The sequence below is a fragment of the Sporosarcina gallistercoris genome, from assembly GCF_050459885.1.
GTDB classification, from domain to species: domain Bacteria; phylum Bacillota; class Bacilli; order Bacillales_A; family Planococcaceae; genus Sporosarcina; species Sporosarcina gallistercoris_A.
In genome coordinates this window covers 29,871-46,162 of the sequence record NZ_JBCMNO010000027.1, presented here as the reverse complement: position 1 = coordinate 46,162, position 16,292 = coordinate 29,871, and the positions used below count along the sequence as shown (strand labels likewise).

Annotated in this window: 15 protein-coding genes; 6 read left to right on the top strand and 9 right to left on the bottom strand. The window is 44.4% G+C overall.

Translation table 11 applies throughout. The features are described from left to right. Positions 1 to 16 precede the first annotated feature (16 nt). From ABE021_RS14935 to ABE021_RS14920, 4 genes are all read right to left on the bottom strand, one after another. Positions 17 to 676, bottom strand: a complete 660-nt coding sequence (locus ABE021_RS14935) for a potassium channel family protein (RefSeq protein WP_191688421.1) — start codon at positions 674 to 676, stop codon at positions 17 to 19. Positions 677 to 788: 112 nt separating this feature from the next. Then, entirely contained in the window at positions 789 to 1,238 is a 450-nt protein-coding gene (locus ABE021_RS14930; protein WP_430289756.1) for a redoxin domain-containing protein, read from the bottom strand. 80 nt (positions 1,239 to 1,318) lie between these two features. Further along, positions 1,319 to 1,861, bottom strand: coding sequence for a peroxiredoxin (locus tag ABE021_RS14925; RefSeq protein ID WP_430289753.1), 543 nt, complete (start codon positions 1,859 to 1,861; stop codon positions 1,319 to 1,321). Positions 1,862 to 2,011: 150 nt separating this feature from the next. After that, the gene (locus ABE021_RS14920) at positions 2,012 to 2,338 is read right to left on the bottom strand and encodes a hypothetical protein (protein ID WP_430289752.1); all 327 of its coding nucleotides are present in this window, start codon (positions 2,336 to 2,338) and stop codon (positions 2,012 to 2,014) included. Between the two features lie 227 nt (positions 2,339 to 2,565). On the opposite strand from ABE021_RS14920, the gene ABE021_RS14915 reads away from it, so the two are divergent. From ABE021_RS14915 to ABE021_RS14890, 6 genes are all read left to right on the top strand, one after another. After that, positions 2,566 to 3,108, top strand: a complete 543-nt coding sequence (locus tag ABE021_RS14915; RefSeq protein WP_430289750.1) for a helix-turn-helix domain-containing protein — start codon at positions 2,566 to 2,568, stop codon at positions 3,106 to 3,108. A gap of 16 nt (positions 3,109 to 3,124) precedes the next feature. Continuing rightward, entirely contained in the window at positions 3,125 to 4,228 is a 1,104-nt protein-coding gene (locus ABE021_RS14910; RefSeq protein WP_191688426.1) for an ABC transporter ATP-binding protein, read from the top strand. Next, positions 4,218 to 5,045: an ABC transporter permease gene (locus tag ABE021_RS14905; protein ID WP_430289748.1), complete on the top strand. Its 828-nt coding sequence runs from the start codon at positions 4,218 to 4,220 to the stop codon at positions 5,043 to 5,045. Before ABE021_RS14910 ends, ABE021_RS14905 begins: the two co-directional genes overlap by 11 nt. Next, positions 5,029 to 5,829 (top strand): ABC transporter permease, encoded by an 801-nt coding sequence (locus ABE021_RS14900; RefSeq protein WP_430289747.1) that lies wholly within the window; start codon positions 5,029 to 5,031, stop codon positions 5,827 to 5,829. The genes ABE021_RS14905 and ABE021_RS14900 overlap by 17 nt, the downstream gene beginning before the upstream one ends. Beyond that, positions 5,826 to 6,899 (top strand): ABC transporter substrate-binding protein, encoded by a 1,074-nt coding sequence (locus tag ABE021_RS14895; RefSeq protein WP_430289744.1) that lies wholly within the window; start codon positions 5,826 to 5,828, stop codon positions 6,897 to 6,899. The genes ABE021_RS14900 and ABE021_RS14895 overlap by 4 nt, the downstream gene beginning before the upstream one ends. Positions 6,900 to 7,425: 526 nt before the next feature. Further along, a complete protein-coding gene (locus ABE021_RS14890; RefSeq protein WP_430289743.1) occupies positions 7,426 to 8,622 on the top strand; it encodes an MFS transporter in 1,197 nt (398 codons plus the stop codon). Positions 8,623 to 8,677: 55 nt separating this feature from the next. On the opposite strand, the gene ABE021_RS14885 is transcribed toward ABE021_RS14890, so the two are convergent. The 5 genes from ABE021_RS14885 to ABE021_RS14865 are packed head-to-tail and all read right to left on the bottom strand — an operon-like array spanning position 8,678 to position 16,285. Beyond that, complete coding sequence (locus ABE021_RS14885) at positions 8,678 to 11,263, bottom strand: VWA domain-containing protein (protein WP_430289742.1); 2,586 nt, start codon at positions 11,261 to 11,263, stop codon at positions 8,678 to 8,680. Beyond that, positions 11,247 to 12,992, bottom strand: coding sequence for a BatA domain-containing protein (locus tag ABE021_RS14880; RefSeq protein WP_430289740.1), 1,746 nt, complete (start codon positions 12,990 to 12,992; stop codon positions 11,247 to 11,249). Before ABE021_RS14880 ends, ABE021_RS14885 begins: the two co-directional genes overlap by 17 nt. A 15-nt stretch (positions 12,993 to 13,007) precedes the next feature. Continuing rightward, positions 13,008 to 13,874: a DUF58 domain-containing protein gene (locus ABE021_RS14875; protein ID WP_430289739.1), complete on the bottom strand. Its 867-nt coding sequence runs from the start codon at positions 13,872 to 13,874 to the stop codon at positions 13,008 to 13,010. Next, positions 13,874 to 14,866, bottom strand: a complete 993-nt coding sequence (locus tag ABE021_RS14870) for an AAA family ATPase (RefSeq protein WP_430289738.1) — start codon at positions 14,864 to 14,866, stop codon at positions 13,874 to 13,876. The genes ABE021_RS14875 and ABE021_RS14870 overlap by 1 nt, the downstream gene beginning before the upstream one ends. Positions 14,867 to 14,890: 24 nt before the next feature. Then, positions 14,891 to 16,285 (bottom strand): hypothetical protein, encoded by a 1,395-nt coding sequence (locus tag ABE021_RS14865; protein WP_430289736.1) that lies wholly within the window; start codon positions 16,283 to 16,285, stop codon positions 14,891 to 14,893. Positions 16,286 to 16,292: the final 7 nt, after the last annotated feature.

Genomic DNA, 16,292 nt, shown 5'->3' with positions numbered 1-16,292 from the left:
GCGAAGGCTGTTTTTATTAATGGAGTACTTTTTTCTCAAAACGATGAATATCAACATCCGACCCAATAACTATCAAGACATCGTTCAATTGAATCTCTTCTATAGCTTGAGGTGAAACTAAAATATGATCTTCCCGCTTAATCGCAACAATATTGACTCCGTATTTTGCACGGATATCCAAGTCGATCAGCGTTGCACCGGACAGTTTTTGATTGGCTCGAATTTCCACGATTGAATACTCATCGGATAGTTCCAAGTAATCGAGAATATCGTTCGATACCATTCGATTCGCAATACGACGTCCCATATCACGCTCCGGATGAATGACGTGGTCTGCTCCGATTTTACGCAAGACTTTTTCATGATAATCATTTTGAGCTTTCACAGTAATCGTCTGTACACCGAGTTCTTTCAGGATCAATGTTGTTAAAATACTGGCTTGGATATTCTCTCCGATCGCCACGACAACATGTTCGAAATTCCGAATCCCAAGTGATCGTAAAGACGATTCGTCAGTTGTATCCGCCGCTACCGCTTGTGTTGCGATTTGAGCAAATTCATCCACTCTGTCCTGAGATTTATCAATCGCCATAACCGAAGCATCTAATTCAATTAGTTCGTTCACGATACTCCCGCCAAAGCGGCCAAGGCCGATGACGACAAATTCCTGTTTCATTTCTCATCTCTCCGATTCACGTAAGAATGCGTTAAGTTTACCACAGCAATGGAACTCTCTCAAATATGGAGAAAACCCGACGCTCCTCGTAAAGGACGCCGGGTTTTAACAGTTACTTCTTCATTTCATCGAGAACGCGATTCACGCGCTTTTCAAGCATTTTCATACCGCTGCCGCCAGCTTGGAAGTGGCGAAGCTGACCATCTTTATCGAAAACGTAATAAGCAGGAACGTATTGGTTTTCGAACGCATCATTCAGTTTAAGCTCGCTATCCACGTAAATCGGCTGTGTGATATCGTGCTCTGCAGCCACTGCTTTAATATTCTCCAAATCCACGTCATCTTCTGATCGTGGCATGTGGACAGCGACAACATTCAATTCATCTTTGTACTTATCACGGAACGCGTTCACATCAGGCATCGCTTCTTTACACATATGACAGCTCACTGACCAAAAGTGAATGAGTGTCGGTTTTTCTCCGACCAGTTCAGTTTTAGTAACCTCACCGTTCAACCATGCAGTAGCGCCAGTTAATTCCGGCATCTGATCTCGTAATTTCATGCGTGAGTTCCTCCTCTTGGATAAAAATCCCCGCTGCTGAAACTTAGCGGGGAACTTCAATCGATTTTCAGTATATGGGATTACAGAGTTTCTTGACCGGGACGCCAGTTCGCTGGGCAAAGACCGCCAGTCTGGAGCGCTTGAAGTACACGAAGTGTTTCGTCTACATCACGGCCGATGTTGTTGTGGAATACTGTTTGGTATTGCATTTCGCCTTCTGGGTTGATGATGAAAAGACCACGTAAAGCAATCCCTTCTTCTTCAATCAAAACGCCATAGTTTCGAGCAACTTCATGGTTTGTATCAGCAGCGAGCGGATAGTTCAGATCCCCAAGACCATTGTCTTTACGATCTGTGTTGATCCAAGCTTTATGAGTGTGGACCGTATCTGTAGATACTCCGATAACTTCTGCATCGAGGTCTTCAAATTCTTCATACCGATCGGACATTGCAGTGATCTCTGTAGGACACACGAATGTGAAGTCCATTGGATAGAAGAACAATACCGTCCATTTATCGTTTTTCATGTTTTCTTCAAGGCTTACTTTACCGAATGACTTGTCCGTCATTACAGCTTCCATTTCGAATCTTGGCGCTTGTTTACCAACCATGCGTTCTACCATTCAAAATCCCTCCAATTATCTTCTAGGCGGAATTCTCATCCGCTCAATTCCTCTTTAGCTTATCAAATGCTCATCAGAATATCAATTGGAATGACTCATAGATAAGAATCATTATTGAAAAATGTCATGTAATTGAGAAGAGATCGATTATCACTCTTCATTCCCTGTACACATGGACGGTTTTAAAGGTCTGTCGCCACAATAGTCGCAAGATGGATCTTCACAGGATGCTTCCCGCCATTCATCACAGGCAGCGCAGTAGACGGAATCGAATTCTTCATTATAGACGAGTGAGCCCATGCAACGCACGCAGTGATCCGCCATTTCCTCCCATTCGATCATCGTTTCATTATTATATAAAAATACACGGGAACTGCCATCCGTTACCGTTTTCATCTCATTATTTTGTGCAGTCTTCATCAAATTATTCCAGTGCCGGTCTTCCGGGTCAAAATAAAACAGCATTTTCTCGCCCAATCGGAGTCCCCCATTTCTTTGGTATTATTCTACTACGCAATAGAAGATAACACAATGAAAGCCCGTTATCTATCACTAGTAAATGCTCGTTCAGGACAGAGTTCAACCGCTTAAGATAAGACGCAAAAGTAACCCTTGATTTCCTGTCATGGTTTTGTATAATGAAAGATGCTAAAAGTAAACTTGAAGTTCAGTTATACTAAACTTTCATGAGAGTAGGATGACACATGCAGATCGGCAGCAAAATCAAACGGCTGCGTCTACAAAGCGGGCTCACTCAAGAAGAGCTTGGTGAACGCACCGATTTGACGAAAGGCTACATTTCTCAATTAGAAAGGGATTTGAATTCCCCTTCTATCGAAACGCTTTTCTCCTTGCTCGAAGTTCTCGGTACAACTCCAAAAGATTTTTTTGACGAAACAAAGAAGAGTGATCCCGTCGTTTATTCACCTGAAGACCAAACAACGTACATAAACGATGAGTTACATTACAAACTCCGCTGGCTCATTCCTAGATCCAATGAAAACGAAATGGAACCCGTACATATTACGTTCTCTCAAAAAGGAGAGCTGAAACAGTTCGCCCCTTCCCTTTCTGAGACTTTCATCTATGTTTTAGCAGGAACCGTTGAAATAGAGATCGGGACACATATTTATACAGCTAGTGAAGGGGATGCTGTGTATTATTCTGCAGAAGACCAGCACCGTATCTCAAATGCACACGAAGGAATCAGCGAGCTCTTACTCGTCGCTACAGAATCTTACTTATAAAAAAGGGGGACCTTCATTGTCCACGCAACCAATCATTCGATTTGAGAATGTCAGCAAACGCTTCGGCGAAGACACAACTGTTTTAGATGGTGTTTCTTTTGAAATGGAACGCGGAAAATTCTATACACTTCTCGGCCCTTCCGGCTGTGGGAAAACCACAATCCTGCGACTGATCGCTGGTTTTTCAGAGCCTTCTGAAGGGACGATTTACTTTAACGGAAAATCCGTCAACCAAACACCTGCCAACGAACGACAAGTGAACACCGTTTTCCAGGATTACGCACTGTTCCCACATTTGAATGTCTATGAAAATGTCGCGTTCGGTTTACGCATCAAGAAAGTGAAAAAACCTGAAGTCGATCGTCGTGTAAAAGAAGCGCTCAAATTCGTCAACCTGGATGGGTATGAAAACCGGGAGATCACAGAGATGTCAGGTGGTCAGCGCCAACGCGTGGCAATCGCACGCGCGATCATCAACGATCCAGAGGTCATTTTGCTGGATGAACCTCTTTCTGCACTGGACTTGAAATTGCGTTCCGCAATGCAATATGAACTGCGTGAGCTGCAACAACGGCTTGGTAAGACATTCATTTTTGTCACCCATGACCAGGAAGAAGCACTGGCGATGTCCGACGAAATCTTCGTCATGAATTCCGGCCAGATTCAGCAATCCGGCACTCCAATCGATATATATGATGAACCCATCAACCGGTTCGTAGCTGATTTCATAGGTGAATCCAATATCGTCTCTGGCGTCATGATTGAAGACTATCTCGTAGAATTCAACGGTAAACGTTTTGAATGCGCGGATGCCGGACTGCAGCCCAATGAGAAAGTTGACATCGTACTTCGTCCTGAAGACATTGAAATCACTCCGGTGAATTCCGGTAAACTGACAGTAACTGTAGACACTTCCCTTTTCCGGGGTGTCCACTATGAAATTTCAACCTATGACCAAGATGGCAACGAATGGCTCGTCCATTCAACGAAAAAAGCTGAGGTTGGTATGCAGATCGGACTGGATTTCATACCGGAAAATATTCACGTCATGCGTCTGAACGAATCAGAGGAAGACTACGATGCACGTCTTGAAGCTTATGGTGCGGCGGATGAAGACTAATCGCACTGGGCTTCGTCTATCTATGGTCCCTTACTCCCTTTGGATACTGCTCTTCGTCATCGCACCGATCGGACTGATCGTGTACTACTCATTTTTTGATCTGAGCGGCGATTTCACTTTGGATAATTATAAGAACTTTTTCACTTCCGTCTATTTGAAACTGACTGTGAGCTCATTCTGGTATGCGTTTCTCATTACATTCTTCTCGTTGCTGATATCTTATCCGACAGCTTATTTCTTAACGAAATTGAAACATAAGCAATTATGGCTGTTACTGATCATCATCCCTTCGTGGATTAACCTTTTACTGAAGACCTATGCATTCATCGGTCTAATGGGGTTGTATGGACCGGTTAATGCTTTGCTTGAAACAGTAGGCATAGGAAAGCAGCAGATTTTGTTCACAGATTTCAGTTTCGTGTTCGTATCTGTTTATATCTTCATTCCATTTATGATTTTACCGATTTTCAATGCTCTTGATAAATTGAATCCTGCACTGACAGACGCCTCACGTGATTTAGGTGCAAATGCTTGGACGACTTTTAGACGTGTTATCTGGCCACTTACATTGAATGGAGTGAAGTCAGGGGTTCAAGTCGTATTCATCCCTGCTCTTTCATTGTTCATGATCACTCGACTCATTGCAGGTAACAAAGTCATTACACTCGGTACAGCAATTGAGCAGCAGTTCCTCGTTACACAAAACTGGGGCATGGGCTCGACGATTGCAGTATTCCTGATCCTATTCATGGTAATCATTTTGCTTCTTACGACTGCGAACGAAAGGGGGATGGCTGTAAGTGGAAAGAAACGGTAAACTCCCAAAAATCTATTTGACAGCTGTCTTTCTTGTATTGTACGCACCGATTTTCTACTTGATTTTTTACTCGTTCAATTCCGGTGGCACGATGTCCCATTTCGAGTCGTTTACGTGGGAGCATTATGCTGCTGTATTTGAAGATAAGCGACTCATTGTTATCTTACTCAATACTGTGGTCGTCGCTTTACTCTCTGCCTTGATATCTACTGCTATCGGTGTAATGGGAGCGATCACGATCCATTATATGAAGAACAAAGCGATGCGGAACGCCATGCTTTCCATGAATAGTATTCTTATGGTAAGTCCTGACGTCATCATCGGTGCTTCATTCCTCATATTGTTCACGTTAGTCGGCATTAAACTCGGGTTCGCCTCTGTCCTTCTTTCTCATATTGCGTTCAGTATTCCCATTGTTGTCATTATGGTGCTGCCGAAATTGCAAGAGATGAGTCCGACGCTGATCGATGCTGCACTCGACCTAGGTGCCACTCGAAAAGAAATCATGTCGCGTGTTATTTTGCCGTTCATCAAACCAGGGATTTTTGCAGGATTCTTCCTTGCACTCACGTATTCACTGGATGACTTTGCGGTGACGTTCTTTGTAACGGGGAATGGATTCTCCACACTCTCTGTTGAAATCTATTCGATGGCCAGAACTGGTGTCACGTTAACGATCAATGCATTATCCGGTCTCATCTTTGTAATTACAGCAGGTCTGATTTTAGGCTATTACTTTATTACAAACCGGCCGAAAACACCTGCAGCGGGGGTGAAACGATGAAATCACTAGTACGCGGAGCTATCTTGATAGCAGCAACAGCAGCCATTCTGATGATCCTGAATGCACAGCTGGCTAAAAGCGGGGCACAATCCGGAGGGAATACGCTAACCGTTTACAATTGGGGGGAGTACATTGACCCCGACCTCATCAAGCAGTTTGAAAAAGAAACAGGTATCAATGTCGTCTATGAGACCTTCGATTCCAATGAAGGGATGATGGGGAAAATCGAGCAGGGCGGTACTTCTTATGACATTTCGGTTCCATCGGAGTATACGGTGGAAATGATGCGAGAAAAGGACTTACTGGTCCCTCTCGATTACGACAAGATTCCGAACATCAAAAATATCGACCCTTATTTCATGGATTTGCCATTTGATCCTGGCAATAGGTATTCCATCCCCTATTTTTGGGGTACCGTGGGGATCGCTTATAATCCTACTTTGTTGGATGGCCAGACGTTTGAAAGCTGGGATGATCTATGGGACCCTTCACTTAAACAAGAGGCTGTTCTTGTAGATAGTGCACGCGAAGTGATGGGTATGAGCTTGAATTCACTTGGCTATTCCCTCAACTCAACAAACGTTGACGAACTTCGTGAAGCTACAGATAAACTGAAAAAGTTGAGCCCGAACATTAAGGCGGTCATCGGAGATGAAGTGACACAGATGATGGTGAACAACGAAGCAGCCGTATCACTCATCTGGTCTGGTCAAGCTGCAGATATGATGTACGAAAACGAAGACATTACGTATGTAGTTCCTAAGGAAGGCTCGAACTTGTGGTTTGATAACATCGTGATTCCGAAGACTGTGAAAAACCTCGACGGGGCTTACGAATTCATCAACTTCATGCTGCGTCCTGAAGTCGCTGCACAAAATGCGGATTATGTCGGTTATTCAACACCAAATAAGGAAGCATTGAGTCTCTTAGATCCCGAAGTGGTTTCGGATGAGCGGTATTATCCTGATGAAGAAGCCAGGGACCACTTGGAAGTGTATAGAGATTTAGGGTTGGAGATGCTCGGTACGTACAATGAATTGTTTTTAGAATTCAAGATGAATATGAAGTAATCGGATATGTTGCAGCAGAAGCGGATCGACGCTTCTGCTTTTTTATTGGAATGGAGTCTTTGGTTAGTCGCGTGGCGATGATGGAGGGATTCGAAAGTTTTGCTCGGAGGAGGTTCTAAATAAGAGGAAGCGGTGGTTATGTATTATGATCGCTTTTCTCTCATTATGATCACCTTCCTCGCTTTATGAGCGTTTTTCTTCCGTTATGATCACTTTCCTCGCTTTATGAGCGTTTTTCTTCCGTTATGATCACTTTCCTCGCTTTATGAGCGTTTTTCTTCCGTTATGATCACTTCCCTCGCTTTATGGACGTTTTTCTCTCGTTATGATCACTTTTCCTCTGTTATGAGCGCCTCCCCAAGGCTAGTTCTCATCTATGGACAAGCCAGATCATTGCTCCTTCATATCTAATGATCAAAAGGAAAAATTATTGTTGCTTGAATTGTCGAGTTGTTCGAACACATTTGAGACATGCCGTATGCTAAACTTAGGCGAAGATACAACTGAATAAGAAGGAGGAACACGCGTGGCTACTAAAACGACATCATTTGCGATCTACATTCTGATGTTCAATATGTTCATCACCATGTCCGGGATCGGACTCATCATCCCGATCATGCCTGATTATTTAGGAACCTTCGGTGTTGCGGGTACTGCCCTCGGTGCACTCATTGCTGTGTTCTCATTTGCCCAATTCATATTTTCACCGGTTTCAGGTTCTCTTTCTGATAAGCATGGTCGAAAGAATATCATCATTTTCGGACTTATTCTCTATGGAGTTTCTCAACTCGCCTTCGGTCTTTCCACCGAACTCTGGATGCTCTTCGTGGCTCGATTCTTCTCAGGTATCGGCTCCGCATTCCTAATTCCCCCGATGATGGCTTTCGTTGCGGATATTACCACATTCGAAGAACGCGGCCGCGGTATGGGCTTACTCGGTGCCTCGATGTCACTCGGTTTCATGATCGGACCTGGCATCGGAGGGTTTCTTTCTAAATTCGGACTGCAGTTCCCATTCTACTTTGCTGCAGGTGCAGCGTTATTCGCTGCAGTGATGTCGATTTATATTTTGCCTAATCCCACACCCAGCACGGCTGCTGCAAACGAAGCGCGACAAACAGAGAATTTGTTTCAACAAATTGCACGCTCAACTAAAACTTCCTATTTCGTCGTCCTGCTGGTCATGTTTGTCTTTTCGTTTGGTCTTGCAAACTTCCAATCGACCATTTCTTTATATGTAGGTATTAAATACAATTACACACCACTTATGATTGCAGTGGTCATCACGGTCGGTGGATTCGTAGGCGTCATCATCCAGACGTTTGTCATCAATCGATTGTTCAAGCGCTTCGGTGAAATGCGCGTCATCCTCATTAACTTAGTCATTGCAGCGGCGGCAATGCTCAGTATTACATTTGTCAATATGTTCTGGTCAATCTTGCTGGTTGCTACGATTTTTTCAACAGCTACGGCCTTATTGAGACCCGCTGTAAATACGTTGGTTTCAAAACTCGCTGGCAACGAACAAGGATATGCAGCTGGAATGATGAATGCCTACATGAGTTTAGGGAATATGGTGGGACCTGCATTAGCAGGCTTTGTTTTCGACTGGAAAATGACAGCTCCGTATTTTCTCGGAACTGCTATACTTCTCTCCTGTTTTTTACTGGCTGCCACATGGGCAAAGAGAAATTCAGATATATTATTAACTACACGTTCATGAACTTCAAAAAATCCCAAAGTCGCAGACAACTGCACTTTGGGATTTTAATGTACCTCTATCTTTTTCTTTTTTGTTTTAGAAGTTCGGAAACACTTGTCTGTCCCGGCGACTCTTTTTTCGCCACAATTGACTTCTTTCTCACTACCGGCACAAATCTGCTGAAACGGCGCAATGTGATATCTGCAAAGAATAGGAGTAAAGATCCGAACAACAGCCAGTTGGTTATGAGTTTCAGCTCTTCTCCCCGATTCGGGAGAGACCGGAATGCTTCTTTCGGATCTTTCAATACTCGACCGCCCGTTTTTTCAGCAATAGCTGCTAACAAATCTTCGTTCGTTTCTTTCGGGCTGTATTCCTCCCCATAGGGAATCGTGACTCCTGTTTCGAAGAGTCTGTTTTGGTCATCCGTTACACTGAGGTAAACGAGACCTGAAGCGGATTCGAGGGTAATATCCGTTTTACCGGGCGCCTTCTGATCTTCGATAACTTCTATTTCTTCTCCCGTTTCTGTCACAGCAGAAACTTCGAGAAATGCTGATTCCCCACTTGTATCTGTAATCGTGAATTTCCCGCCAGCCCCTTGGGTCACTACATAGGGTGCTGAACTGTATGAAGGTAAAATCCTGGTCATTGCCGTATTCCAAAAGTCAGGATACTTTTCCCATGCAGCCAGTTCGCCAGACCACATACCTGATGAATCCGAAGTGAATGCAACGGTACGGCCAAGACCGTATTTCCATTCAGCGATGATCGGATCTTCTTTAGGGCTAGTTGCAGCAACATTAGCTGTTTGTTTAGCAGTCGTAGCGATGTAGGCATTCATCTGCGGGACACCTTCTGCAAATAAGTGATTCCATTCCTCAACATTGCCGAGTTTCATGTGGAATGGTTCGTCTTCAATATATGTCCGGGTCATCGTAATGGTTTCACGCGAAAGGATTGCAGGTACGGTGGATTCGTCAGAAACGCCATAATAGCGCCCTCCGCCTGCTTCCGCCATCCTTTCCAACAAAGATTGGTCGGCATCTGATCCGATTCCCACTGTGGATAACGTTGTATTATTATGTTTGGCTTCTTCAATAATGTCGAGATATCCACCAGGCATCGGTGATTGTCCATCCGTTAAGAGAATGACATGTTTCCGCTGGAGAGATAGCTCTGACAGATCCTCATATGCTTTTGCAACCGAAGGGAAAATATTTGTCCCGCCTGCAGATGGGACTGATAGAATTTTCTCAATAACCCCTTTTTTATCGACAAGAGGACCTACCGGAACCACTTCCCAAATACTATCATCAAAAGCAGTGAATCCGAACGTGTCTTTTTCCCGAAGCAAATCGACTGACCGAGCTGCGGCTTCGCGGGCAAGCAATAATTTCGAACCACTCATACTTCCCGATCGGTCCATAACGATAATAAGACCAAGTGATGGGAGCTCTTCTTTACCTTTCACTTCCATTTCAACAGGTAAGAGTGTTTCAATCGGTGTTTTAAAATAACCACCTAGGCCGAAACTGTCGGTCCCTCCAGTCATCATGAAACCCGTTCCGAAATTTTTCACTGACTGTTCAATCATAGCCATTTTTTCTTCTCCTACTAGCGTACCCGGCACATTATCGAAAATGATCGCCTGGTAAGGTAAATAGCCTGACAGCGTTGAAGGTAAGTCTTGCGCTTGAAGTGTTGTCACGTTCAATGTGTTCTGATCCAACAAACCTGGGATGACCGATGGATGATCTTCCGTCTCGACAACTAATACGGATGGTTGACCTTGCACAGTCACCGCCGCAAACATTCGATTATTCTCTAAAAAATGATCATTTTCAACTACGAGTTTGGCTTCATATTTCACCAATCCCGTATCGGATACAGGGAATGGATAGGTGAACTGATTTTCACCTGGGATCAGTTCGATGTTTTCTTCACTGAGCAGTCGATCATTTTGATACAAATAGAGAGTCCCTGAGGTACGTTCAGATGCATTCACTTCAATCGTCATGCGCTGCTGCTGCCCTGCGTAAGCGGTCCTTGGAATGTCTAATTTGGTCAACGCGGCATCCGGCAACGTTCGATGGCTTAGCTGCGCAATATCGATCTGCACACGGTTATCCGTAAATTTCTGCAGATAGCTCAATGCATCTCCGCGGGTTTGCAAACCATCTGACAGCAAAACGATTCGCGTTGAAGATTCTTTAGAACCGATCGAGTTCGCTAAGGTAAATGCCTTTTCAATATCTGTTTCGCCTGTTTCTTCCAATAATTCAATTTCGGGTATGCGTACGTGCTCTTTGGTCAAAGAAACATCCGTTCTGAAATCACCTGCAAATGAATAGAGTCCTGTCGCTTGGTCCACTTTTTTGGCCACTAGACTTTGCTCTATGAAGGCATTCATCTCTTCTTCTTTTCCAGAGGTGGAGGCTGAGCGATCGGCCAGGAACAAAATCTGTTCCTCGTCATTATAAAGTACTAGAAATGGGGACACTAATGCAGCAATCAAGAACAGGATGGACACACTTCGAAAAACAAAAAGAAGCACAGTCCTAGTTGTTTTCCGTTCCACTGAGCGCCATGTGAAAATCAGATAGACAACGACAGGCACTAAAACGAGTAACCATAATGGATGTTCAATACGGATATCCACGTCGTCTTTGCACCTCCCATTCTACGAGCAACAATAGCAAGAGCGGCAGAAGAAATGGCCAAATGACTGGTACCTTTTGCTCTTTACTTTGATTTGTTGCTGTAAGGCTTCCAGTTGAATAAGCATCCCCTATCGCTACACTTCTCTCAGAGGCATCAAGCTGAACAGCAAATAATTTGTCAGTCATTCCATCTGTTGCTTTGTAAATACCCGGTATTGCCGGGGCCTGTAATGTATTCGCGGACTCCGTAGTGTACAAGTAAGAGCCGGATAACTCATATACATCTGCAACTTCCGTCATCAAGACAGACTTACGTTGAAGCGGCGTGAAGACTCCTAGCGTTTCAGCATCATCCGACAAGGAGTTTAGGACACTCCAAACGAATAGTGGAAATGTAGGTTGTAACGGCCAGTCAGTTGCTTCCAAGTCAGCAAGAAAAATAATATCTCCTCTAGGCGACCGCTGGATTAGGGGATCTTCCCCGATTTTTGCGAGTACATCAAAGTCTTCAAAAGGTGGATAAATTTCTTCAACATACATATCTTTTGGCGAAGCGATTGAAAACAATGGATCATTTGTTACGGAAACTTCCCCTTTTGCTTTAGTAGACTTAACCTTTTGTCGACCGACTAAGAAAATCGGACGGTTCCCTTTGTTGATAAAATCTTCTGAATCCGTTATCCGTAAAATGGCACCTTCATCAAATTCTTCTCCGCTATCGATCGTAATCTCATCTATTGCCTGAGCAGCTTTTTTCAATAATTCATGAAGTCCAGCATCGACGACAACTTTCGTACGATCAGTGGCGAGCAACGCATAACCAGCGTTATCTGCACGATAATCATCCATACCATTCAGTTCAACGAGAAGCGCAGAAACGTCCGTCTTGATCTTTCTGAATGAAATCAATTCTTCACTTCCTGGTTCACCATGATAAGACTGCTCTGCTAGCACTTTCCCAGTGTCGGCTTCTTTTAATTGGATGGAGCCTGGCTGCGCTTTTTCCGTATCATGATGCAATTTCACAATGGCTGTTACCCCTTCTTCAAGTCGATTTGCTCCGAACCGGACGATGGAATGGTTGCTTAATTTTTGGTCATTTGTATGTACGTGCCAACGCATGTTAGTCCCCTCGTAATCCAAGGCAGTCCGATTCAATGCGTCCGTGAAGATATGAACTTCCGCTCCGTTTTCACTATATATCGATTTCACAAGCTCAATGGAAGTATCCATATGATTTTGTTCGTAACGAACGGTCAGTCCTTCTATCGCCTGCATAGCTTCAAGGGAATCGCTGTCCTGTATCGCGAATTCCGGTTCCTTCCCTGTGATCACGATGGAGACAGGGCGCCCCACTTCAGAAACCAATATTTTTTTCATCTCCACTAGACTCATCTCGAAGAGGGTGGAATCCTTAGGGGTTGCTAGCATCGTAGCAGAACTATCGATAATGAATACGAGGGGGACCCCTTCATTTTGAGTTTGCTTGGTGAATGGCCCGAGGAGCATCCATACAAACAAAAACAATGCCATCAATTGTAAGTAGAATAGAGCATTGCGTTGCAAATTACGTATGAATGGTGAGACATTCTCTTCACGGCGATCATCATCCCAAAAAAGTGTGGAAGAGATTGTTTTTGGTTCAAACCGTTTTCTGAATAGATAATAGATAACTACTGTTAAGGGAAACACAAGTGTCCACAAGTTCACCAAGCTAGTAAACCCCATCTTTCCTCCTCCTCTCTAGCGCACCCAGCCTTGTCTACGCATTTGCATCATGAATACATCTTCAGGTCCTGTTAGGGGTGTCGTCATGAGGACACCAATTCCATATTTCGCTGCACTTTCCATCATAAGCAGTTGATGTTTTTTCTGTTGAAGCTGGTAAGCGGTTTCGACTGAGTGCATCATAGTCACTTCTGAAATCCGTTCACTTTCACTATCAATGAATCGTATATCTCCCTGGTAGGAAGGGAGAAGTTCTGTTTTCGATCGGATGGCAACTACCCGCACATCCCGACATCTCGTTGAAAGCTGCTTAAACAATTTGTCTAGATTCTCATTCGGTTCCAATGCATCTGTCACCACGAATAACAACGTCGTCCCCTTAGGAACCGCATAGATCCCTTCTAATAGACCGGTTGTTTCGGACGGTTGTTCAAAACGGCTGATATACGTCGTCCAAGAACTTGCCTGTCGAGCACCTTTACGTGTGAATAGTTGTTTCTTTCCGCTAAACATTCGGCTGATGGATACCGTATCCCCGTTCTTCAATGCAATTTGTCCGAGCCCAATCGCAATTTGTTGAGCAAACTTCCATTTATTTTCAAAATCCATGGATCTGCTTGTATCCATAACTATATGGACGCGCATTTCTTGTTCATCCAAAAACTGTTTGATGAAATATGAATCCGTTCGAGCATACACGTTCCAGTCAATGTGACGGATGTCATCACCTGGATGGTATTCCTTAAAATCCGAGAACTCCAAGGAAGCGCCTGTTTTTTTAGCTACATGGCTCCCTTTATGATGACCTAAACGCCCACCATGCTGCACAAATGAGAGTCTGCCGAGACGGGCAGATAAGCTCGCTGGAAAGAAAGAAGTCATTAACCAACTGCCTCCCTCCGCATGCTAGCAAGAACCTGATCAAGGAACGTATCATTTGTAATGCCTTCCGCTTCCGCTTCATAGTTCAACTGAATACGGTGGAGCAGAGCAGGTTTCGCAACTGCACGGATGTCTCCAATAGATACGTGAATACGACCTGAAAGGAAGGCTCTCGCTTTTGCAAGACGGATCATCGCCTGTAAGCCACGCGGACCGCTTCCGAATTGGATATAATGAGACCATTCGTTCACTTTTTCCGCTTCAGCATGGGTCATGGAGATGAGTTGAATCGCATAGTCTATCATTTCTTCTGCGATAACGATTTCGCGGACAAGCCGCTGCGCTTGCAGCAGTTCATCCCGACTGATCACCTTCTGAATGGAGATGACAGCAGTTCCCGTTGTACGTTTTACAATTTCTTTCATTTCACTTGAAGAGGGATGTAGTAAATTGATTTTGCATAGGAACCGGTCCAGCTGTGCTTCAGGTAAAGGGTATGTACCTTCCATGTCAATCGGGTTTTGGGTTGCAAGTACAAAAAACGGCTTTTCCATTGGATGTGTCTTTCCCAACACGGTTACGGTCTTCTCTCCCATCGCTTCCAGTAAGGCACTTTGGGTTTTAGGAGTAGCACGATTGATTTCATCCGCCAATACGAGCTGGCTGAATAAAGGGCCTTCGTTGAAAGTGAATCTTTGACGCCCTTCTACGTCCCTTTCCAGTAAGGTTGTACCTGTAATATCCGAAGGCATAAGGTCTGGCGTGAATTGGATACGCTTGAAAGAGAGGTCCAATGCTTCACTAATCGTGCGGATCAACATTGTTTTCCCAAGTCCCGGGGCTCCTTCCAGAAGCGCGTGCCCATCCGCAAGTATAGAAAGCAGTGTGTATTCAATAGCTTGCTCCTGTCCTACGATGAACTTTTCGATTTCAGTTCGGACATCACTCAGTTTCTGGCTCATCTCTTCAAACGGCTGCAGCAGATCGCTCATAGTAAGTTCTCCTTCCAAATTGAATTATTCAATGGATGAAAAGTAATCCGTTAAAATCTTTTCAAGTTCCGGGGATAAAGGCATCTGTTCAGTACGCTTTAAATAAGCATCCTTATATTGACCAACTACTTCCTCATAAGGCCGAATCGTCCCTCGTTCATTGGTGGTCTGCTTATCTTTGGAATCGATTGCATTGCCATTTCCAAGCTTTCCATTGTCTTTAACTGCGTCTGCAGCATGACCAAGACGACTATTCGGAATGGACAACAAGTTTCTACCGCCTTGACCTTGCCCTCCTTGACCTTGACCTTGTCCTTGGCCTTGGCCCTTGCCTTGGCCCTTGCCTTGTCCTTGGCCTTGTCCTTGGCCTTGGCCTTGTCCTTGGCCTTGTCCTTGGCCTTGACCTTGGCCTCCAGGCGGTTTGGCTGATTCGGAAGAGGGTTTTCCTGTAGCAGGGTTTTGTCCAGTCGTCGCGTTTTCCTCTCCATCAGCAGATGTAGTTGCTTCTGATTCATGTCTGCCACCATTAGACTGACCAGTTGCCAATTGAGGAGTGGAAGGTGCCTTGCCTATACTGGTTAAATCCTTATAAGCTTGATCGGCTTGTTCAGCAAGAGGACTTGAAAGCTTCTCCAACTCTTCCAACTGCCGCTTTTCTTTGGAAGACAGTCCCGCTTTAGCGGCGCCACTCTCTTGGTTTTTTTTCGTCTCAAGCAGCTGCATTTGTTGCAATTTCAATTCTTTTTGAGCTTTTACGAATTCCTTTAACGCTTTTTCGGACCCTTCCGCTTTTTTCAAATCCACTGCAAGCTGTTCCAGTTTCTTTTTTACAGAAGGGGATTTTGAACGCAACAACTGTTTCTTCGTTTCTTTTACAAGATTCTTCACGACTTCTTTTTCTTTCACGATAGTTTGTGCTTCTTGTTGTGCGGGAGAGGGTACTAAAAAAAGGACAGTCAACACCATTGCTGCTGAAATTCCTGCAGCGATGACCTTCCATTCTACCGGTTTCTTTTTACGCGATGAAAACAACTTTTCTGCGGCTGGGAGTCGAGTTCCGACACGTTCCAGTAAAATTCCACTATAGGGTGAGGTTTGGATCTCTTCGTCTAAAACTGTCAGGAGCAGGTTATCCGGTATATACCGATCCAACGTGCGAATTGCTTGGGCACGCTTCACACGTTTTTTCAAAAACAATCCGGCGGTAACGAGCACTACAAGTGAAGCAGTGCTCCATGCATACACCTCGTAATATGGGAGGACAAACAATCTGGATATCGCCATCAATAGCGCTGCAGCACCAATCGCGATTGCAGCGCCACGAATAGCAAAAACAATCGCTTGCTCAAATAGCAGACTTCTTTCCACTTTATTTATTGCCCGCTTGATCAATTGCAAATATCCAGATTGTGTTCCCATAGTTGCC